Genomic DNA, 21411 nt, shown 5'->3' on the forward strand with positions numbered 1-21411 from the left:
ATGAAGCCTAATATATTATATATTATGTCTGATGACCATAGTGCGAATGCCATAAGCTGCTATCAGTCGATTCTTGCATCGGTGTTTCAGACACCGCATATAGACAGAATTGCATCAGAGGGATGCAGGATGGAAGATTTCTGTGCGACAAATGCAGTATGCACACCTGCAAGGGCGTCTATTATGACGGGACAGTATGGGCATGTCAATGGCGTGAAGACATTAGATGATAATTGGGATCCGGGCGGCAGCCCGAATCTGGCTCAGCTGCTCCAGTCTTCCGGGTATCAGACTGCCTTGTACGGAAAATGGCATTTGGGTTGTGAGCCGGCAGGTTTTGAAGATTACCAATATCTCTCCGACGGTACGGGGAAATTCGGCGAACAGGGGGTTTATTTTAACCCGTCTTTTAAGAAGAAGGGAGAAGGGTTTGTAAGGTACGATGGTTATGTGACGGATATTATCACAGATCTGACAGAAAGCAGTATCCGCAGAAGAGATAAGGCGCGTCCTTTTTTTGTCATGTGCCATCATAAAGCCCCCCATGATTTTTGGGAATATGAAAAGAGATATGAGCATCTGCTTGAAGGGGTGGAGATTCCGGAACCGGAGAGCCTGTTTGAAGACCGTTCGCACCGTTCGGAAGCAACGCGTGAGTTTGGAAGTTCTGTTACCCCCAGAAGCAGCGTCCGCAGCTTATATCAGGATTTCTTGAAGCCGGATTATGTGACGGGACGCTTAAACGGAACGGAGAATATGAGCTTTGAAGAAAAAGGCAGGGCAGCGTACCAGAAATATCTGAAGGATTATCTCAGGACCGTGGCGGCAATAGATGATTCAGTTGGCAGGCTGCTACGGGTACTGGAGGAAGAAGGAATCTTAGAAGAGACGATTGTCATCTATACATCTGACCAGGGGATGTTTCTGGGAGAGCATGATTACCAGGATAAGCGCTGGAGTTTTGAGGAGAGTCTGAGAACGCCATTAGTGATCCGCTATCCCAAAGAGATAACTTCCGGACATGTCTGTACGGAACTGATGTCCAATATTGATATCGCCCCAACTCTTTTGGATTATGCGGGCGTCAGGATACCTGATGAGATGCAGGGGATTTCCGGAAGGGAGATGCTGTCAGGGAGGAAGCAGGAAAACTGTCATTCAGGCATCTATTTCCGGTATTGGATGCATCTGGCACATAATCATGATAACCCTGCGCATTATGGTATTCGGACGAAAGAATTTAAGCTCACTTATTATTATGGACTTCCGCTAGATGCAAAAGGGGCGGTTAACCGTCCAACACCTCCGGGATGGGAGATGTATGACTTGCGCAGTGATCCGGGAGAACTCCATAATATTTATGAAAAGACGGAGTACCGGCATATACGGGAAGAATTGAAAAAACAATTATATGAACTGAAAAAGCAGTATGGCGATGGAGATGAGCAGTACCCGGAGTTGAAGGAACAGTTCTTGCCTGCTCAGGACAGAGAGGGGGACAGGGAATGCCAGAGAAGTTAAATATGAATTACGGATGGAAATTCTTCGAAGGTGAATTTCCACAAGAAATCATAAAAGGACATTATGACACTTATATGCATGCGAAGGCAAAAAACGGTCCGGCTCCGTCAATGCCCAACTTCTATGACGGTGAGTTTGAGGATGTAGATTTGCCGCATGATTATGTAATCAAAGGGAAGCCGTCAGAAGAATATAATGAGTCACAGGGAAGCCTGAAAAGGAATGGGGCATGGTACAGGAGGAGTTTCCAGCTTCCGGAATCTGACAGGGGAAAACGAATTGTACTTCTGTTTGACGGCGCCGGTATGAAGACAGAGGTGTGGGTGAACGGACAGCCTGCCGGCAGAAATGAAAGTATGTATAATAGCTTTTATATCGATATTACTCCTTATCTTGTTTATGAAAACGAAATCAATATTGTTGCCGTGCACATCAGCAATAAAAGTGTTGAGGGGTGGTGGTATGAAGGCGCAGGGATATACCGAAGTGTATGGATGCTGAAAATGGAGGCAGCAGCGCTGGATGTATGGGGAACCAAGGCGGAGACCATAGAAGGTACAGACGGAAGCTGGCAGGTACGGGTGGAAAGCACAGTATATAGTCTTTTAGAACACCAGGAGGGGAGGATCAGATTACGTATTACAGCCCCCACGGGCGAAGCAGTTTCTGAAGCGGAGTATCCCTTTACAGCGCTGTTCGGAGAAAATGTGTATAGCAGTTCCCTAAAAGTGGAGCATCCGAAATTATGGTCTGTGGAAGAGACACACTGCTATCGCCTGACCAGCCAGGTTATTGTAAATGAGAAGGTGTGGGATGAAACAGAAACCTCTTTCGGTTTCCGCGCCATTGCCTTTGATCCGGACAAGGGATTCTTTTTGAATGGAAAAGGCCTGAAGCTTAGGGGCGTGTGCCTGCATCAGGACCATGGGGGACTGGGAGTGGCCGTTCCGCGCACGGTGCAGGAATACAGGGTGCGTAAGCTAAAAGAAGCAGGTGTAAATGCAATCAGGACTGCGCACCATAATCCGGATCCGCAATTGTTGGATATCTGCGATAAGGAAGGCATACTGGTCATTGATGAAAACCGCTGGTTTAATTTTAGTGAAGATGTGAAAAAGCAGCTTAAAAATATGTGCCTGCGTGACAGGAACCATCCATCGGTTATTATGTGGAGCATTGGAAATGAAGAACCGCTTCAGGATACGTTAGAGGGAAAAGAATTAGCCAGGCAGATGAAGGCATTTCTTCACCGCATGGACAGCGCCCGTCCTGTGACACTGGCGTTAAACGGCGGATATTATGATTCCTGCGCGGCACAGGCATCCGATGCTGTGGGGGTAAATTACCGCATAGAGGAATATCCGCTTATGCATCAGGCACACCCGGATAAGCCGATTATTGCTACAGAGAGCGGAGCTTCCGCCAATCACAGAGGGATTTATGAGGATGAGAACGTATCAGAAGTAAAGGGAGGATATTCATCAGCTTATGACAGGAAGCGGACAAGTTTCGGTTCGTCTTATGCCGCTGCCATTGCCGCCTCGGAAAGAAATGACTTTGTTTGCGGTACCTTTTTGTGGGCGGGGATAGAGTACCGGGGCGAATCAGTTTGGCCTATGCTGTGTTCCGGCATAGGGATTCTGGATAATTGCGGCATGGAAAAAGACAGTTTTTATCTTGTCAAGTCCTTGTGGACCGAAAAGCCAATGATACATGTGATGCCACACTGGAACTGGCCGGGAAGGGAAGGCGAAGAGATACGTGTAGAGGTATATACGAACCTTCCCCAGGCGGAACTTTTTCTGAATGGGAAAAGCATAGGCATAAAAAAAGCGGAGCGGTTTTGTCCGGTTCACTTTGACGTGCCGTATGAACCGGGAATACTCCGTGCGGCAGGTCTGAAGGATGGGAAGGAAGAAGCTGCGGATGAGGCGGTGACGGCATTGCAGCCGCAGGAACTTAAATTAGATGTTGTAGTGCAGGCTTCTGACAATGGAGAAGACGTTTTTCTGGTGGAATGCAGCCTTATAGATGTCTCAGGGGTACGAATACCGGATGCGGATGCATTTGTTCACTTTTCTGTGAGCGGGCAGGGCAAACTTCTTACAGTTGATTCGGGGGATCCAAAAGATCATGGACATGCAGGGTGTGGCAGAAGAATGTTTAGCGGAAAGCTGCAGGCAGCAGTGAAAGCAAGTGAGAAGAGCCACGAAATTTTGCTGTCGGCAGAAGCTTCTGAATTGGGACTGAAGACAAGTGTCGTACTCTATCCGACACAAGGCAGGCAAATTTCCCGTGTGCCATTATGCAGGAGCGTTATGGAGATTAGCAATGTAAGGGAATGGCCAAAAGAATACTGGGAAGAGGCAATTCGGGAAGACTTCGACTGGAACGATATGAATACAGGACAGCCGGTTGCAATGAAGGGATACCAGGGAGTGAATGGAGGCCGGGTATTTACTTCAAGGCTGTTAGTGCCAGGAGCCGCTTCCGGGCAAACGCCGGTAATTTGTTTTAGAAAAATCAGGGGGAAGGGCAGAGCCAGGATATTTCATGATAAAAATTGTTGGCCTAATCCAGAACCCAAAGAATTTCTAACAGTATGTAAAGAATTCAACTGCGGTGACACGGAGAACGTCAAAATCCCTTTGTTAGGATTTTGTAAGAATGAAAAAGTGAACATGGTTCTGCAGATGGAAAATGAAGAAGGCTTCTTTATAGGGGGGATTGAATGGACAGTAATTAATGGAGATCCAACTGTAGACTAGAATTGTAAAAATGCCAAAAATCTCCAGAGGGGATTTTTGGCTTGTTAAAAAAATGGCTCCCGCAATGCTGTACTAGACTTTCATATGTCTCATTTCACGGGCAATTTTCTGCCATTGCGGCATATTCAGTATGTCCTGATAGTTCTTTAGAGTATATAGGTAATGCTCACGTATTGCGGAGTCAGTTTTTTGTGCATTTTTGTGAAACAGTGCTTCAAGTATTGCGGCATGCTCGTTATGGGTAGAGATGTAACGGGATGGCGTCAGGGTTGATATCCAGCGCAGACGCTGTGACTGCAGCGAGAGACGCTCTGCAATGTCCAACAGCCTGCTGTTGCCGGAAAATTCAATCAATTTCCGGTGGAATAGCTCATCAGTTTGAAAGTTCTTTGAAAAATTGCCGGACGTAACGTTCTGAAGTAATTCCATATGAATTTCCGAAAATTCTTTCTCCTGAGCAGCTGACAGGCCTGCGGCTTCAATAATAATGGAGGCGGCTTTCTGCTCGATGGCCTCCCGTACCTGAAGTATCTCAGTGATATCGGTTAATGTGATTGACTTAACAACAACTTTCGTAGCAGTACGTTCCAGAATGCCGCTGTCGATGAGGGACATGATTGCTTCACGGATTGGTGTGCGGCTCATATCAAATTCTTTGGATAATTCTAAGTCTGATACGATATCGCCAGCTGAAAACTCATAGTTTTCAATTTTTTTTAGGATATAATTGGTTGCGAGATTAACAGCCTCTCCTCTTACTCTTGACATAGTTTATTCCTTTCTTTAAATATACTAAATTTATATATTTATAATTATAGTATACAAAAAAAGCTGAGAAATCAAGCTTTTTGAAAAAATAGAATGTAATTTTTAAATAATAACAGTGGAAAAAGGAAGCGGATTGATTGAAAAACATACATAAAATAAACATAATAAATCAAAATGTATACATAAATGCACCATATGTAGCAAACTAACAAGTAAATAATGAGGTGGAGTATGAAAAAACATGAAAATTATGCACCTGATTATCAGAAAATCTTCAGAAAAAATAAAGACAGAACTTTCAGGACACTATTGGGGATGTACCAGGGCAAATATGTGCAGTTATTCTGGTCAGTGGTGTTTTTCCTGATTAAAAGTTCGCCGGCATGGCTGTCTCCGATGATTCTTGCGGGGATTATCAATGTGGTTACGAATCCACAGGGGAATGCGGTGCATAAAATCTTGATGTATTCACTTTTTATGCTCATTGTGCTGATGCAGAATATTCCTACAAATTATATGTACACTTATTTTTACTCCAAGGCTATCCGTCAGGTGGAGAAGGAACTTCGGTGCGCATTGGTCCGAAAACTGCAGCAGCTGTCGATATCCTACCATACGGAGATCGAGTCCGGCCGCCTTCAGTCAAAGATTATGCGGGATGTAGAACAGATTGAGAATCTCAGCGCCCAGATTTTTATTACGGTTCTTGGAATACTGGTGAATGTTGCTGTTGCGCTTATTGTTGTTCTGGTAAAGAGCAAAGAGGTCTTCCTATTTTTCCTTTGCACGATTCCGGTGGCTGCCCTGGTTATTATTCATTTCAGAAAGAAAATAAAAAATTATAATACGGAATTCCGTAAAGAAATGGAGGAGACGTCTGTTCAGGTTATGGAGATGGTTGAGATGATACCTGTAGCCCGCGCCCATGCACAGGAAAACCAAGAAACCAGCAAGATGGAGCAGAGACTTGAGTGTGTTTCGAATAAAGGGTTCCGGCTTGATATGCTCCAGACTTATTTCAGCTCCGTAAACTGGGTGACTTTTCAGTTGTTTCAGGTGCTGTGTCTGATCTATACGGCCTTCATGGGGTTAAAGGGGGAGATTGGAGTTGGGGATGTAGCTATGTATCAATCCTATTTCAGTACTATCGTTGGGAGCATTACCGGAATAGTGGGGCTTGTTCCGGTGATTTCAAAGGGGCTCGAATCAGTGCAGTCTGTCGGGGATGTGCTGCTGTCCGAGGATGTGGAGGATTCTGGAACTAATAAGCAAGTCATAAATGTCGAGGGGAGAGTGAAATTTGAACATGTGGGGTTTTGCTATAAGGATACAGAGCAGCCGGTATTTTCAGATGTAAACTTTACTGTACAGGCAGGGGAAACCGTAGCGATTGTGGGGGCCTCAGGGGCCGGAAAATCAACAATTTTAAATCTGGTTATCGGATTTGCAAGAGCAACGGCGGGGAGGATACTGATTGATGGCGCGGACATTACCGCATTGGACCTGCAGACATACAGAGAGCATCTTGCGGTAGTTCCTCAGAACTCTATTCTGTTCAGCGGTACGATTCGGGACAACATAACGTATGGCATGGAACATGTATCAGAGCAAAGACTTCAGAAGGTTCTGGAGGCATCGAATTTGAAAGAAATGGTAGAGAGCCTGCCGGATGGGCTGAATACCCAAATTAGAGAACACGGCGGGAACTTGTCAGGGGGACAGAAACAAAGAATTTCTATAGCGAGGGCATTTATTCGTGACCCGAAGATTTTGATTCTGGACGAGGCAACATCCGCACTGGACAGCGTATCAGAAAGGCAGATCCAGGATGCTGTTGCAAAGCTCTCATCTAACCGTACCACGTTCGTAGTGGCGCACCGGCTGTCTACGATCCGGGATGCAGATAAGATTATAGTAATGGAAAAGGGTGGGATGAAAGAGTTTGGAACCTATGAAGAGCTTATGGCTTTGAAAGGAAGCTTTTATCATATGAAGGAAATGCAGAAATAAAGCGTCTGCATGTGCCGGATTCAGTGATTTCCGGCTTGTGGTACAGAACCTTAATTCATTAAAAAGAAATTGACTTTCAAAACTAATAAGTATACAATAAAAATAGAAGAACAAAATATAAAGTATACAAAAAGGAGGAAGAAAATGAAGTTAAGCAGTGCAACAAAGAGAGCGATGGAAAGAAATTATTATCAAAGCTGTGAATGGTTTTGTGATTTTAATGAATCAGATGTCGAAGGAATCGGATATGAAGAAGGAGTACACAGAAGGGATCCAAGCAGTGTCTTGAAGGTGGGAGGCCTTTACTATGTGTGGTATACGAAATCTACTGGCAAACATGTAGGGTTTCATTCGGGCGATGACAATGCCAAGGTATTTCCATGGGACTACTGTGATATCTGGTATGCGGTTTCAGAAGACGGGTACCGCTGGGAAGAGAAAGGGATTGCAGTCCAGAGAGGGGAAACAGGAGCTTATGATGATAGGAGCGTATTTACACCGGAAGCCTTGGAATATGAAGGGAAGTACTATTTGGTATATCAGGTTGTAAAGTCCCCTTATAAATGCAGAAGCTTTGAATATATTGCAATGGCTGTTTCAGATAGCCCGGACGGCCCCTTTGTAAAATCAAAAGAGCCCATACTGGCGCCTACAATGGATGGTGTGTGGAAAGGCGAGGAAGATAACAGGTTCTTAGTGGAAAAAAAGGGCGGTTTTGACAGCCATAAAGTACATGACCCTCTGCTGATTCCATTTCAGGGGAAATTTTATCTGTATTATAAAGGAGAGCCTATGGGCGAGCAGTTATATATGGGCGGAAGGGAGACAAAGTGGGGCGTTGCCATTGCAGAGAAGATTGAGGGACCTTATACAAGGAGCGAATACAATCCGATTACGAACAGTGGCCATGAGACTTGTCTCTGGAAGTATGCGGGTGGCATTGCAGCATTTTTGCGTACAGATGGGGTAGAGAAGAATACAATCCAGTTTGCAGAAGACGGAATCAACTTTGAAATAAAATCCGTGATTAAGGGCGGACCGGAGGCATCGGGACCGTTCCGCGCAGGGGAAAGCCAGGATAACCCTTTGGAAGGCATGAGGTGGGGGCTTTGCCATGATGTGACTAAGGGGTATGGCTATATCCGCCGGTTTGATATTAATGAATGGCAGAAGGAAGTTTATATGACAAAGACAATGTATGAATGAAGCTGCGGATAAAAAGGGGTGAGGACTCATATTTTTATCATTGGCTGTATGGCATCTAATAACTTGAGTATATACGGGAAAGGAAGAACTATGAGAGGAATTGTATGGAATGATGGATGGAGATTTACTTTAGAGCAGCCTCCGTCCCCACATGAAACAGACATAGATGACAGTGGATGGGAGAACGTAAGAATTCCCCATGACTGGAGCATAGCAAGCGGATACTCTGAAGAAGCAGAGGCATGTACCGGTTATCTTCCGGGAGGCTTGGGATGGTATAGAAAAACATTCGTTACATCGGAAGATATGTGCCAAAAGACCGTTTTCATTAATTTTGACGGCATATATAATCGTGCAAGTATATATTGCAATGGAGAACTCGTAACATTTCATCCCTATGGCTACTCTCCATGTCTTGTAGAATTGACAGATTATCTAAATCCCTGTGGGGAGAAGAATGTCATAGCAGTACGTGTGGACCACACCAGATATGCGGACAGCAGATGGTACACCGGCTCCGGAATTTATAGAAAGGTATCCTTATATATTCTTCCGAAAGTCCGGATTCCGGTATGGGGTGTGAAGCTGACTCCTGTTGTGAAGGGTGACCAAAGTGCAGTAATCCATTGTAATGTGCAGTTGGAGAATACAACAGCATTTGAATCTACAGCGAAAGTAAAGGTTATACTTACTGATCCTTGTGGAAAAAGGCTCTATGAGAAGAAGTACAAAAAAATGATAGCTGCAGGATATCGTGAGGAGCTAGATGCTGAACTCACAGTCGAGGAACCAAAGTTTTGGGATATCCATGAAGGAAATTTATATAGTGTAAGAATAGAGGCAAAAGTACAAGAGGAGGTTCAGGTGATGGAGGAACGGACGGGAATCCGTTATTTCCATTTTGATGCAGACAAAGGTTTCTTTCTCAATGGGCGCAGCCGGAAAATTAAAGGTGTCTGTCTGCATCATGAGGCAGGGCTTGCGGGTGCCGCGGTTCCTTTGGATATGTGGAAGCGGCGGCTCCTGGCTTTGCGGGAGTGCGGGTGCAACGCGATACGTACTGCGCATAATCCGGCATCTGAAGATTTCCTAGACCTATGCGATGAAATGGGGTTTTTGGTGCAGGAAGAATTCTTTGACGAATGGGACAATCCGAAAGATAAGCGAAAAAACGGCACGGAAAAAACTGTAGATTATATAACAAGAGGCTATACAGAATTCTTTAAAGACTATGCGCAGCAGGATTTACAGAATGTAATCAGAAGGGATTACAATCATCCAGGCATTTTCCAGTGGAGTATTGGAAATGAAATTGAATGGACATATCCAAAATACAATCAGGCAACAGGATATTTTAATGCGGATGCCAGCGGTAATTATTTTTGGACACTGCCTCCGTATTCAAAGGAACAGATCAGAGAGAAGATTGCCCGACTGCCACGGGATATGTATGATGTGAATAAAACTGCACACAGGCTTTCTAAATGGGTAAAGGATATGGATACAACCAGACCTGTAGTAGCAAACTGCATTCTGCCAAGTGCCAGCTATGAATCAGGCTATACTGATGCGCTGGATATTGTAGGCTACAGTTACCGGCAGGTAGTTTACGAATATGGGCATAAGAATTATCCTGACAAACCAATTATGGGGACGGAAAACTTAGGCCAGTGGCATGAATGGAAACACGTATTGGAAAAAGAGTATATTCCGGGGATTTTTTTGTGGACAGGAATTGACTACATCGGAGAAGCTCAATCCTGTGGATGGCCTCAGAAGGCCATGAAAAATGGGCTGCTGGATTTGAATGGGAACCCCAGGGCATCCTATCATATGTTTCGTTCGTTATGGCGGGAAGATCCGTATATACATATTGTGACACAGAAGGTCAGTGATTCTCTTTATAAGCTGGATGAAAACGGGAATTTGGCAGAAAAGGAAGAGGGCAGCTGGAAAAGAAGACTGTGGCGCTGGCATGAAGTAAATGAACATTGGAATTATACAGAACAAGAAATGACGGTAATAGAGGTGTACAGCAATTGTGAGGAAGTAGCATTGTACTTAAATGACAGGCACTTGGGAACACATAGACTGGATGAATTTGAGGATCATATTTACAAATGGGCAGTTCCATATGAGGCAGGTACTCTTCGGGCTGTTGGTGTAACTGGTGTGAAAAGCGTTGAAGCACAATGCAGTACGACAGGATCTTTTGAAAAACTTATCCTGCATGCCGATAAAAAGAATCTACAGGCGGACATAGATTCGGCAATTCATTTGGAGCTGCTTCTTACGGATGAAAAAGGACAAAGAATACGGACACAAGAGGCAGAAGTAGAGTTCGTTGTAGAGGGACCGGCTATCATAATCGGAACGGACAACGGAGATAATTCAAATGTGCAGAACCATAAAAATCTTAAGCTTATGACTTATCAGGGATTGGCCATGCTCGTTGTTCAGGGGAAGGAGAAAGGTCGGATAGGAATTTATGCAAAATCTGGAAATACACGTTCGGATGCAATAGAAATTCAGGTAAATTAGAAGAAATAGGTGTATACAAAAAGCGGCATAGTTGGGATGTATACCTGCAAATTTAAGAGTTCCCACACTTAAAAAGGAGGAAAAAATGACCAGAAGAGAAGCAGTTATAAATACTTTACGGCATAAGGAAACATTTCCTGTTCCGTACCATATGGACTTTACCGAGCAGGCATTAGAAGAGCTGATTATTTTTACGAAAGATCCAGATATAGAAAGTAAACTGGGAACATACTTGCACTATAAGCAGTATTGGGGATGGCCAACAGAAATTGAAGGGAAGCCGGGATATTTCAAGGACGAGTTTGGCGTTATATGGAACAGAAATGGCAGCGATAAAGATATTGGGCTTCCGGATGAATATCAGATTGAGGATTTGGAGGAAAGTACTTATGAGTTTCCTGTCTGTGATGAGTTGCGATTGAGGAAAGAACTAGAGGAGCTTACTGCAGATAAGGAAAAGGATGACCGTTTTATTATGTACGGATTTGGTTTTCTAATGTTTGAACGCGCCTGGTCTCTAATGGGGATTGAAAATACGTTGTGCAATATGATTCTATATCCGGAAGAGATGGAAGAGCTTTTCACAAAAATCGGCGACTATTACTGTCATTTAGTGGATATCGCCTTAGAATATGATTTGGATGGAGTATATTTTGGAGATGACTGGGGACAGCAGAAAGGGCTGATTATGGGGCTTGAACACTGGCGCCATTATATCAAGCCGCAGATGGCAAGGCTTTATAAGAAAGTGAAGGACAAGGGGCTGTTTGTCATGCAGCATTCCTGCGGAGATTGTCATGAGCTGTTTCCGGAGTTGATAGAAATAGGGCTGGACTGTTACCAGACATTTCAGCCTGAAGTATATGACATTTATAAAATGAAGGAACTATATGGTGATAAGCTGACCTTTTGGGGTGGGATATCTACCCAGCAGGTTCTTCCCTTTGCGTCGCCGGAGGAGGTAAAGGAGGAAGCAATTCGGATATACAGGGCATTACATACAGGGGGAGGTCAGATTATTGCTCCGACCCATGCACTTGCATTTGATGTGCCTCCAGAGAATATACTGGCTTTGCTGGAGGTGTTTAAGGGGCAGGAAAAATATTTTCGGAGGAAGGCTGGATTACACTAAGTCCGGTAGAGCAGGAAGTAATTGACGGTGGCGGCGATCCCAATAAAATGGTCGGGGAAACTAGCAGTTCGGTCTTGTCTGAACTGTTGCCGGGGAAATGAATTGAAAAAAGATAAGGCATAATAATGCTTGAATTTTTACCGATCTTTGTGATATACTATGGGCGAGAAAGGAGCTGATTTTATGCCTACGATTCGTCCGATGGCCGACCTTCGGGACACTGGGAAAATATCTGAGCTGTGCTACCAGAAAAATGAGCCTGTGTTTATCACCAAAAACGGCAGCGGCCACCTCGTTGTTATGAGCATGGATACCTATGATAAGCAAATGGGAGTTTTGGATGTCTACCGAAAGCTTGGCGCCGCAGAGGCGCAGATGGAGGATGGTGTCCCCCTTCTGGAAGGGAAAGAGGTCTTTCAAAGACTGAGACAAAAGCATGGAGAATGAGAACTTTCAGATTCGTTTTACACCGCTGGCTTATGAAGATCTGGATGAAATCGACACCTACATCAGCGTAACTCTTGTAAATCCACAGGCGGCGGAAAGACTGCTGGAAGAGATGGAGAACTCGATCAGCCAGCTTGTACAATTCCCGTATATCGGAAGCGAGGTAGATGACATTTACCTTGCCCGAAAGGGATATCGCAAGTTGGTGGTGGAAAACTACCTGGTCTTCTATCTGGTTGATTCGGATCAAAAACAGGTGGTAATCATGCGCGTGTTATATGGGGCACGGGAATATCGAAGTTTGTTGTAATAAAATTGAATAACATACAGAGAGCGCAGTCGGAAACGGCTGCGTTTTTAATGTTTCTTGTAAAAAGGTAATCATTGTCATGGGTTATCGCTCACCTGATTTTGTATACAAAAATCTTGATAAAATCTAAAAAAGGATATACAATAAATGTAAAGCAACTACTTCATCAAATTTATACTACTTTTAGGAGGTAACATTATGCCTGTTATGGATGAATTTAAAGAAGAACGTGAGAAAATTAAAAATGCAGCGCTAAAAAAGAAGATGCAATATTACTGGTATTATTACAAATACCATCTGCTGGCTATTGCAGCAGCTGTGGTACTCGTCTGCGCTGTCATATATACTATTGTCGATAAGCAGGAGATTGCAATTCAGACAATGATTATCAGCGGCACTGAAGTGGAAGCAAAAGCGTCCGGGTTTAAGCAGAAATTTGCGGAATCCATTGGAATGAGTCCGGATGAATATGCTTTTCATTATGATACATCTATTTATTTGGACTATCAGCGTCAGGATATGGCGTTTGTGACAGGTCAGCAGAAATTGGTAACGATGATTGGGGCAGGAGAGCTGGATGTGCTTGTCAGTGAGGAGAACACATATAAGGGAGTGTGTTTAAATGGAGCGTTTACAGACCTTACAACTTTTCTGACGAAAGAAGAGATTGAAAAATATCAATCCTCCTTTTTTTATGTCGATCAGGCAGTCATAGAAGCAATGGATGCGGCAAATGGCAAAGAATATGGAACGAATGACTTTGATCCCCATAAGCCCGAGCTGATGGAAAAGCCAGTGCCTGTGGGTATTTACATGAGTACTGATGCGGCATTGATGCAGTGTTATGATTTTGTGGGGGATGATGTGGTGATTGGCATTATCCAAAACAGTGAGAGAATGGAGCGGGCAGTGGAATTTTTGAGGCTGGCAGTGAAATAAGACCGGTCTCCATAGATGGAATGAGTAGGTTGGAATGGAGAAGGAGTGAGTTGTGAAATAAAATTAAAACCAAATGTAATCATAATTGTAACCGATGATCAGGGATACGGCGATATCCATGTGAATGGTAACCCTTGGCTGCATACGCCTAATTTTGACTGGATGGGGCGGCACAGCATAAGACTGGAAGATTTCCATACCGATCCATTGTGTGCCCCGGCACGTTCTGCCCTTATGAGCGGCAGATATTCATTTGGCGCAGGGGTATATTCTACAATCAATGGAAGATATTACATGAAGCCGGAACTTAAAACTATGGCAGACTGTTTCAAAGAAGGGGGATATGCAACAGGCATGTTTGGAAAGTGGCATCTCGGTGATACATATCCCTACTGCCCTGAAAACAGAGGGTTTGACACGGTGGTCAGCTTTGGCGGTGGTGTGATTGGGGAGACACCTGATTATTGGAACAATCAGTATTTTGATGACACATATCTGGTAAATGGGATAGAAAAGCCCTTCGAAGGTTATTGTACTGACGTCTGGTTTAAATTGGCAGAACAGTTTATAGACAGCAGCATCTCGTCAGAACAGCCCTTCTTTTGTTATATCCCTACAAATGCACCCCATGGACCTTTAAATGTTGAACCGGTTTATTATAAGAAGTACATTGATATGGGAATACCAGAGAAAAGAGCCCGATTCTATGGGATGATTGAATGTGTAGATAAAAATATTGGTAAGCTGATCAGCCATCTCAAAGAAAAAGAAGTATACGAGGATACCATTATTATCTATTTTGGAGACAATGGAACGGCCGATGGATGTGTGATGGATGAAAATGGAAGGCTTCTGGAGGGCTATAATGCAGGGATGAGAGGGAAGAAGGGGATGGCTTATGAAGGCGCCCATAGAAATGCATGTTTTATCACCACTCCCGGGAATCTTTTAGGCGTGCCCAGAGAAGTACACGGCATAACGGCACAGATGGATATCCTGCCTACTCTGGCAGAGATATGCGGGCTTCTGCCTCCCGGACAAATAGATGGTATCAGCCTGTATCAGGCTCTTGCCAAAGGAGAAGACCATATCAATCAGGACAGGGTGCTGGTCATACATAACATGCAGCGTGATATGCCCCAGAAATATAAGGATTATACAGTATTGAAGAACAATATGCGTCTTGTGTGTCCGCTGACAAATGAGACAAATCCTTATTTGTTGGGAGCATTTGAATCTGGAAAAGATGCAGTTCCGGAAATCTATGACATAAAAAAAGACCCTTATGAGGAGCATAATTGTTATGAGGAGCATATTCCGCTGGCAATTGAGCTCACACGATATTATGAAGAGTGGTATGATGAACGTCTGGAAGAAGCGATGAGGTACAGCCCCATATATCTGACCAAAGGCCATCCGGTGAAGCTGACCTGCCATGCATGGCATGAATGTACCAAAATGTGCTTCAGCCAGACAAGTATCCGGAAAGGAATTGAAGCAAATGGATTCTTTGCTGTTGAGGTTGTGGAGGAAGGTACATATGAATTTGAGCTCAGAAGATATCCACGTGAGTCTGGTCTTGCACTTGGGGACACCTGCGGGAAACTTCCAAAGAACGAAAGAATATTTGAAGAATGTGCAGAAGGAAAAGCATATGCTATTGTTGGTGCGGATATCCGTATTGCCGGTATCAAAAAAGAGGCAAAGGCAGATGCAGCGTGGGCATGTGTAACTTTCAGGCTGAAACTACCCAAAGGAGCAACTCATCTCAGAACAAGATTTTTCATGGATGATGGCAGGAGCATCGGGGCATATTACGTGTATGTCAGGGGAGTTGAAGATACTTGGGAGGAAGATTGAGTATGAGGCAGAATATGCAGAAAATATTTTTTAAAAGGTTTATTTTATTTGTGGTTCTGCCGATTCTGTTATTAATTGCAATGGGGATTCCGTTGCTGATTCATCAAATCGAAAAAAATGAATTACAGAATCTGGATGTTATGCTAAGCAGCTATGAGACGTCCCTGGAACAGGAAATCAGTGAGGGATCCATGAAGCTGAGCCAGTTTCTTCTGATTAATGAAAATGAAATGCTTAAGATGATGTCAGAGTATTCCGAGGCGGAAGGTGCGATAGATTACAATAAGCGTAAAGAGATGGAAGAGCGGTTTAACTATCTGACAACACCGGATTCCAATGTTGAAGGGATAGAATTTTACTTTAATAATGGAAAAAGCTATGGAAACAGGACTTATATAAGCTTGACAAAAGCAGAGATAGAAGAATGCTTCTGGTATAAGGAAACTAAAAGAGGCACAGACAGAGTACATGTAACAATTGCAGATGCTGCGGATTTTATACCCAATGTATCGGGGCAGAACAAAAAGGCATTGCTTTTTTTGGTAAGTCCGGAAAGATATGATCCCAAAGAACAGCTGGATTTGGTTTTAATGGTACAGGGCTGCACTATCTTCGATTCTTTATCCGGGCTGAGCGGAACAGATTACAGTGCTTATATAGCAGACGATAAGGGGAATGTCCTGCTTAAGTCAGATGAACGCTATGTCGGGCAGGCTGAGGACTTGCAGAGCAAATCAGGGATATGGAATACGATTTCACAAAGTATAAGAATCTATGGTACAAACTGGCATCTGATATTAATTAAGGATAAAGGGCTAATTTTGAGAGAGTATATACAGAATATCGGATTCATGCTGCTTATATCGGCTATTATTTTTTTTGTATTTTATCTTTTTGCACGGGGCTTTTTTAATACGCTCGCGCTTCCTATTGCCACTCTGACCAAGGAGATGCAGGCATTAGATCTGAAGGCCTCTTCAATTGAAATAAATACAGAAGCACCATATGAAATACAACAGATTCAAATGCAGTTTAATGAAATGGTGTGCAGGATCCAGAACCTTGTGACAGTCAATCAGCAAAATGAATATGCGAGGCATCAGGAGGAACTGAAGGCCTTACAGTCGCAGATTAATCCACATTTTTTTTCCAATACCCTCAATACAATTAAATTTATGGCACAAGTATCTAAGAATGAAGGGATCCGGCAAATGACAGATGCTTTGATGCAGATTCTGGATTGCTCTTTCAGAGATTTTGAAAGTACCCATACATTGGAGGATGAAGTCCATATGCTGGAGGCTTATCTCTGTATTATGAAAATAAGATATGCTGAAAACTTCAGCGTTATGATTGATATAGAAGAACAGTGCAAAGGCTATAGAATACCGAAGCTTGTCCTGCAGCCATTTATTGAAAATGCACTGACCCATGGGCTTTTGGATGAGATGGCAGAAGGCAGAATAAAAGTGGGGATCCATAAGGCAGGAAAGTTTATTGTGATTGTGATTGAAGACAATGGCTGCGGGATATCAAATGAGATACTGGAGCAAATAAAGGATGGATATGAAACAAAAGCAGGCAGAATAGGGATTGCAAATGTCTTAAAGCGGCTTCCCCTGTACTATGGTGAAGATTTTGCTTTTCTGATAGAAAGCAGCCTGGGAGTAGGCACAAAAGTGGAAATACGGATACCTGTCAGTAATTGATTTAAACTCAGGTACAGTGTTGTAAAAGAATATGTCAAAGCTGTATTGGACATGGGAGGAGGGGATGCATGTGTACTCAGTAGTAATAGCAGATGATGACTTGGTAATCCGCGCCACGCTGAAAGATATCGTGAATTGGGAATCTCTGGGCTTTGAAATTGTAGGCGAAGCAAAAAATGGAAAGCTTGCATTGGAGTTTCTGGATTCTCATGATGTGAATGTGCTTATTACAGACATGAAGATGCCAATTATGGATGGTCTGGAGCTTATTAAGCAGTTAGAAAATCAAGACATTACGATCATAGCATTAAGTTCCTTTGACGAATTTGAACTGGTCAGAGATGCATTTAAACTGGGAGTAGAAGACTACCTTTTAAAATCGCATCTGGATCAGGGACATCTGTGTGAGTTGCTGACAAAGATACACAAGGACTTGGATGCAAAGTGTGTGAGGATAAATAAGAAGGGGAAGAAGAGTGTCCTGGATAATTTTCTGAAAGGGAATACAGACCTTTATGATGATGGACATATGTTTTCCATCATACAGGTTGATGTATCTGATGAACAGAAGCTTCAGGGGCGCTTTAAGGACATACGACAGGATTTGATTTGGCCAATGGAAGAACTGCTTTTGCAGATTCCGGGGGTGTCGAAGCGGTGTGAACATTCAGAGTATACGGACTCTTGTCTTATCCTCAGATATCATGATGAAATGCTGGTGGAAAAAAATATCTTAAGAATTTGCAGACAGATACAGACGGTGTTGAAAAATTATATGAATCTGGAGGTGACTGTCAGTGCATCTGCAGTCAGAAAAGGTGCCGGCTGTATATCAGAAGCAACAGAGGAGAGCATGGCACTGCTAAACCTGCGGTACGTATTTGGGGAGCACAGGGTTTACCTAAAGCAGGAGAAACTTCTTGATTTCGGATACCTTGAGTACGAAAAGAATTTTTTTCAGGGTCTTCTGAATGCTCTTAGGGTAAGGGACAACGAGGCACTGATGCAGGAACAAGAAAAATTATTTGCAGTACTGAGGGGGATGGAAAAGAAAGAGATTGAAAAGCAATGTATCTATATGCTCTATCTGGAAGGGATTATGCTGAAAAATATGGGGGCATCTATGTGGAGTGTTTTTGGAAAGAATGTCTCCTTTCCTGAAAAGTTGGAGAGACTGACGAATGCGAATGACTATACGATCTGGATGTATAACTTTAACAGGTTTTTATTCGATTATCTCGAGAAAACGTCATCCAACAGGGGGGAGAGGTCATTTGAGGCAGTGCGCAGATATATCATGGATAATTATGCAGACGCGGAATTGAATCTCACAGAGGCGGCAAGCATAGCAGGTTTGAATGAAAGCTATTTCAGCAGTAAATTCAAAAAAGAATTTGGCACAAGTTTTAGCGATTATCTTAAAAACATAAGGGTGAACCATGCCCGGAAACTGATGGAAAATTCCAATCTGAAAATCTATGAAATTAGTCAGGCGGTTGGATACCGGAATGTTGAACACTTCACAAGGGTCTTTAAGTCCTGTGTTGGTGTCTCTCCAAAGAAGTATATGGAGCAGGATGTCGAGAGCAGGAAAAAGACCTAAAAATATGTCAAGAAATACAAAAATACAACATGGAGAGAACTGGATGCAGATGCTATCATTACAGCATAAGGAAAGCCTTTAATACGAAAGGGAGAGAGGGGAAGAGCTGTATGAAGAGAAAGCATTTCAAGGAAAACATAGCAGGCTATTTATTTATACTGCCTACATTTATAGGTTTTACAGTATTTATGGCATATCCGCTGTTTTATTCAATATTCTTAAGTTTTTGGGACTGGAATATGTTTGAGGGATTGGACGGCTCGGAATTTGTGGGGGCAGCCAATTATATAGATGTATTTCACGATGAATACTTCCAGGCAGGTCTTATGAACAACCTGAAGATACTATTTATTGCAGTGCCGGTTCTGCTGATTTTGGCATTAATCCTGGCGTCAGTATTGAATACAGCCGTTTTTGGACGCGGGGCGTTAAGGGCAGTTTATTTTATGCCATATATCACAACTGTCACGGCTGCGGCAATTGTGTTTGCCGCATTGTTCCATGAAGAATTCGGTCCGGTTAATGAAATCCTGCGTGCGATTGGAATAGCCAATCCGCCCAAATGGCTTGCAAGTGTAGACTGGTCGACACCAACGATTGCAATCTTCTGGGTTTGGAGGATGCTCGGGTACTGTATGATTATCTTTCTTGCAGGACTGCAGGGTATATCCAGATCATATTATGAAGCTGCATCGATTGACGGAGCAAGCGCTTTACAGAAATTCAGGTATATTACATTTCCGCTTATCAGCCCTACGACATTCTTTTTGGCGATTACGATGGCAATCTTCTCGTTTTCTATATTTGCAGAGACAAAAGTAATGACCGGAGGAGGCCCTGGAACTTCGTCCTACACGATTGTTTATATGATTTATAAAGAGGCTTTTGAACATTACGACATGGGATATGCGGCAGCGGCGGGAGTAATATTCTTTGCTGTCATCCTTGTAATCACACTGGTTCAGTGGATAGGACAGAAAAAATGGGTGAACTATTAAGGAGGGGATAAAAATGAGCAGAAGAGTCAAACATAGTCAGGCACTCCTTATAGGGAAAATTGTAAAAACATGTATACTTGCAGCAATCGGGATTGTAATGGTGGCGCCAGTGGTCTGGATGGTTTCGACTTCTTTTAAGGTTGAAGCCGAGGTATTCAATTTTCCGATACAGTGGATTCCGGAAAACCCGACATTTTCCAATTACATAAAGACATTTACTGCATTTCCTTATTTGTCATGGTATATCAATACTGCAAGAAATACGGTCATAATTGTTATTGCTAGTTTATTGTTTTCGTCTATGGCAGGATTTGCTTTCGCGAAGCTGAAATTCAAAGGTAAAAATATTATTTTTATGCTGTATATATCGGCTCTGATGATACCGGCAGAGATACGTCTGATTCCTCAGTTCCTGCTATTTAAAAAAATAGGGGTGCTAAATACCATGTGGGCCCCAATCCTGCCGTGGGCAATGTTTGTAGGTTTTTCTATTTTCTTCATGCGGCAGGCATTTACAGCAGTGCCGAACGAGATGATGGAAGCGGCAAAAATTGACGGGTGCGGAGTTGTGGGATTGTATGCTAAGATCTGTCTGCCGCTTGTGAAATCCTCGTTAGTAGCACTGGGCATTTTAACATTTACATGGGGGTGGAATGATTATACAGGACCTATGGTATATATACAGGATTTGAGCAAACAGGTATTGAGCGTGGGCATAGCGTCCTTTAAAGCACAGTACAGTGCAAATTATGCTTTGCAGATGGCGGGAGCATCCATGGCTCTGATTCCCATTATTGTAGTATATTTAATTGCCCAGAAGCACTTTATTGAGGGGATTGCTTCATCAGGTATCAAAGGGTAATTAATATAAAAGTAACGAGCTAATAGAAAGAAGGGAGAAAAGGTATGTACAACAAAAAAGTAAGGAAAATGATGTCCCTGCTTCTAATGACTGCTATGACGGTAAGTCTCGCAGCAGGGTGCGGAGGCAAGAAAGACGAGCCAAAAGAAGATGGCAAGAAAGGGTCAGGTACGGAATCAGAAGCCGATACTGGAGGCTACAGTGGTGAACTGGTGGTTTCTATCCATGATCAGTTAAATAATCCCGCAGTGGTTGAAGCACTGGATTATCTTCAGACAACGGAGAAGTGGAAAAATGTCAGTTTTGATATTATGCCCAAGGATCAGGAATATGAGGTGAATCTTCCGATCCAGGTAATGGGTGGAAAACAGATTGATGTCATGTACAATTTCAACCCCATTGAGCAGGATAAGAATTCTTCGGCGGGAACAATTGTCCCTATAGGGCAATGTCATTAACTTAAGGTATAGTAAAATTGCACAAAGCTAAATCCATACAAAACGATCCACAAGTTTGGAAAGTAATATTACAAATTGCAGCAATGACATATGAATTTTTTGAATTTATGCTCAGACATTTACTTTTTTATTTAAAAGTGGCATACTTTAACTAAGCCTGTTAGCAAACAAACTTTGTGGTAAGGTTCTATGCAATTATAAGGCTGTGCGCTGGTTCATACAGTAAGTGTGCGACTTACCGTACTTGTGCCAGAAGCGCTCCTCCTTACGGCCTGGCCG

16 protein-coding genes are annotated in these 21411 nt (G+C 43.1%); 15 read left to right on the plus strand and 1 reads right to left on the minus strand.

Annotated elements, in window-relative coordinates:
- Both HMPREF0240_RS12165 and HMPREF0240_RS12170 read left to right on the plus strand, forming a co-directional pair.
- Positions 1-1521 carry a sulfatase gene (locus tag HMPREF0240_RS12165; protein WP_009003712.1) on the plus strand — a complete coding sequence of 507 codons (1521 nt, stop codon included), beginning with the start codon at positions 1-3 and terminating at the stop codon, positions 1519-1521.
- Positions 1506-4289 carry a glycoside hydrolase family 2 TIM barrel-domain containing protein gene (locus HMPREF0240_RS12170; RefSeq protein WP_009003713.1) on the plus strand — a complete coding sequence of 928 codons (2784 nt, stop codon included), beginning with the start codon at positions 1506-1508 and terminating at the stop codon, positions 4287-4289. Before HMPREF0240_RS12165 ends, HMPREF0240_RS12170 begins: the two co-directional genes overlap by 16 nt.
- Positions 4290-4361: 72 nt before the next feature.
- On the opposite strand, the gene HMPREF0240_RS12175 is transcribed toward HMPREF0240_RS12170, so the two are convergent.
- Positions 4362-5057 carry a GntR family transcriptional regulator gene (locus tag HMPREF0240_RS12175; protein ID WP_009003714.1) on the minus strand — a complete coding sequence of 232 codons (696 nt, stop codon included), beginning with the start codon at positions 5055-5057 and terminating at the stop codon, positions 4362-4364.
- Between the two features lie 231 nt (positions 5058-5288).
- Here HMPREF0240_RS12175 and HMPREF0240_RS12180 point away from each other — a divergent pair, with 231 nt between their 5' ends.
- From HMPREF0240_RS12180 to HMPREF0240_RS12240, 13 genes are all read left to right on the plus strand, one after another.
- Complete coding sequence (locus tag HMPREF0240_RS12180) at positions 5289-7067, plus strand: ABC transporter ATP-binding protein (protein WP_198137794.1); 1779 nt, start codon at positions 5289-5291, stop codon at positions 7065-7067.
- A 144-nt stretch (positions 7068-7211) separates the two neighbouring features.
- Positions 7212-8273 carry a family 43 glycosylhydrolase gene (locus HMPREF0240_RS12185; RefSeq protein WP_009003716.1) on the plus strand — a complete coding sequence of 354 codons (1062 nt, stop codon included), beginning with the start codon at positions 7212-7214 and terminating at the stop codon, positions 8271-8273.
- Between the two features lie 90 nt (positions 8274-8363).
- A complete protein-coding gene (locus tag HMPREF0240_RS12190; RefSeq protein WP_148486335.1) occupies positions 8364-10814 on the plus strand; it encodes a glycoside hydrolase family 2 TIM barrel-domain containing protein in 2451 nt (816 codons plus the stop codon).
- 85 nt (positions 10815-10899) lie between these two features.
- Positions 10900-11946 carry a uroporphyrinogen decarboxylase family protein gene (locus HMPREF0240_RS12195; protein ID WP_009003718.1) on the plus strand — a complete coding sequence of 349 codons (1047 nt, stop codon included), beginning with the start codon at positions 10900-10902 and terminating at the stop codon, positions 11944-11946.
- A 183-nt stretch (positions 11947-12129) separates the two neighbouring features.
- Complete coding sequence (locus HMPREF0240_RS12200; protein ID WP_009003719.1) at positions 12130-12393, plus strand: prevent-host-death protein; 264 nt, start codon at positions 12130-12132, stop codon at positions 12391-12393.
- Complete coding sequence (locus HMPREF0240_RS12205; RefSeq protein ID WP_009003720.1) at positions 12383-12703, plus strand: type II toxin-antitoxin system mRNA interferase toxin, RelE/StbE family; 321 nt, start codon at positions 12383-12385, stop codon at positions 12701-12703. The genes HMPREF0240_RS12200 and HMPREF0240_RS12205 overlap by 11 nt, the downstream gene beginning before the upstream one ends.
- A 198-nt stretch (positions 12704-12901) precedes the next feature.
- The gene (locus HMPREF0240_RS12210; protein ID WP_009003721.1) at positions 12902-13642 is read left to right on the plus strand and encodes a hypothetical protein; all 741 of its coding nucleotides are present in this window, start codon (positions 12902-12904) and stop codon (positions 13640-13642) included.
- A 45-nt stretch (positions 13643-13687) separates the two neighbouring features.
- Positions 13688-15502 carry an arylsulfatase gene (locus HMPREF0240_RS12215; protein WP_009003722.1) on the plus strand — a complete coding sequence of 605 codons (1815 nt, stop codon included), beginning with the start codon at positions 13688-13690 and terminating at the stop codon, positions 15500-15502.
- A 2-nt stretch (positions 15503-15504) separates the two neighbouring features.
- The gene (locus HMPREF0240_RS12220; protein WP_009003723.1) at positions 15505-17211 is read left to right on the plus strand and encodes a sensor histidine kinase; all 1707 of its coding nucleotides are present in this window, start codon (positions 15505-15507) and stop codon (positions 17209-17211) included.
- 70 nt (positions 17212-17281) lie between these two features.
- Positions 17282-18814, plus strand: a complete 1533-nt coding sequence (locus HMPREF0240_RS12225) for a response regulator (RefSeq protein ID WP_009003724.1) — start codon at positions 17282-17284, stop codon at positions 18812-18814.
- Between the two features lie 110 nt (positions 18815-18924).
- A complete protein-coding gene (locus HMPREF0240_RS12230; protein WP_009003725.1) occupies positions 18925-19812 on the plus strand; it encodes a sugar ABC transporter permease in 888 nt (295 codons plus the stop codon).
- A 13-nt stretch (positions 19813-19825) separates the two neighbouring features.
- On the plus strand, positions 19826-20674 hold the full coding sequence (locus tag HMPREF0240_RS12235; RefSeq protein ID WP_009003726.1) for a carbohydrate ABC transporter permease: 849 nt from the start codon (positions 19826-19828) through the stop codon (positions 20672-20674).
- A gap of 44 nt (positions 20675-20718) precedes the next feature.
- A complete protein-coding gene (locus HMPREF0240_RS12240; protein WP_009003727.1) occupies positions 20719-21132 on the plus strand; it encodes a hypothetical protein in 414 nt (137 codons plus the stop codon).
- Positions 21133-21411: the final 279 nt, after the last annotated feature.

Origin of the sequence: Clostridium sp. D5 (genome assembly GCF_000190355.1) — a bacterium.
GTDB classification, from domain to species: Bacteria; Bacillota; Clostridia; order Lachnospirales; family Lachnospiraceae; genus Faecalicatena; species Faecalicatena fissicatena_A.

Excerpts from the sequence above, each read along its gene's own strand:
- HMPREF0240_RS12165 (WP_009003712.1), top strand. The coding sequence starts at position 1 with ATGAAGCCTAATATATTATATATTATGTCTGATGACCATAGTGCGAAT.
- HMPREF0240_RS12170 (WP_009003713.1), top strand. The coding sequence starts at position 1,506 with ATGCCAGAGAAGTTAAATATGAATTACGGATGGAAATTCTTCGAAGGT.
- HMPREF0240_RS12175 (WP_009003714.1), bottom strand. The coding sequence starts at position 5,057 with ATGTCAAGAGTAAGAGGAGAGGCTGTTAATCTCGCAACCAATTATATC.
- HMPREF0240_RS12180 (WP_198137794.1), top strand. The coding sequence starts at position 5,289 with ATGAAAAAACATGAAAATTATGCACCTGATTATCAGAAAATCTTCAGA.
- HMPREF0240_RS12185 (WP_009003716.1), top strand. The coding sequence starts at position 7,212 with ATGAAGTTAAGCAGTGCAACAAAGAGAGCGATGGAAAGAAATTATTAT.
- HMPREF0240_RS12190 (WP_148486335.1), top strand. The coding sequence starts at position 8,364 with ATGAGAGGAATTGTATGGAATGATGGATGGAGATTTACTTTAGAGCAG.
- HMPREF0240_RS12195 (WP_009003718.1), top strand. The coding sequence starts at position 10,900 with ATGACCAGAAGAGAAGCAGTTATAAATACTTTACGGCATAAGGAAACA.
- HMPREF0240_RS12200 (WP_009003719.1), top strand. The coding sequence starts at position 12,130 with ATGCCTACGATTCGTCCGATGGCCGACCTTCGGGACACTGGGAAAATA.
- HMPREF0240_RS12205 (WP_009003720.1), top strand. The coding sequence starts at position 12,383 with ATGGAGAATGAGAACTTTCAGATTCGTTTTACACCGCTGGCTTATGAA.
- HMPREF0240_RS12210 (WP_009003721.1), top strand. The coding sequence starts at position 12,902 with ATGCCTGTTATGGATGAATTTAAAGAAGAACGTGAGAAAATTAAAAAT.
- HMPREF0240_RS12220 (WP_009003723.1), top strand. The coding sequence starts at position 15,505 with ATGAGGCAGAATATGCAGAAAATATTTTTTAAAAGGTTTATTTTATTT.
- HMPREF0240_RS12230 (WP_009003725.1), top strand. The coding sequence starts at position 18,925 with ATGAAGAGAAAGCATTTCAAGGAAAACATAGCAGGCTATTTATTTATA.
- HMPREF0240_RS12235 (WP_009003726.1), top strand. The coding sequence starts at position 19,826 with ATGAGCAGAAGAGTCAAACATAGTCAGGCACTCCTTATAGGGAAAATT.
- HMPREF0240_RS12240 (WP_009003727.1), top strand. The coding sequence starts at position 20,719 with ATGTACAACAAAAAAGTAAGGAAAATGATGTCCCTGCTTCTAATGACT.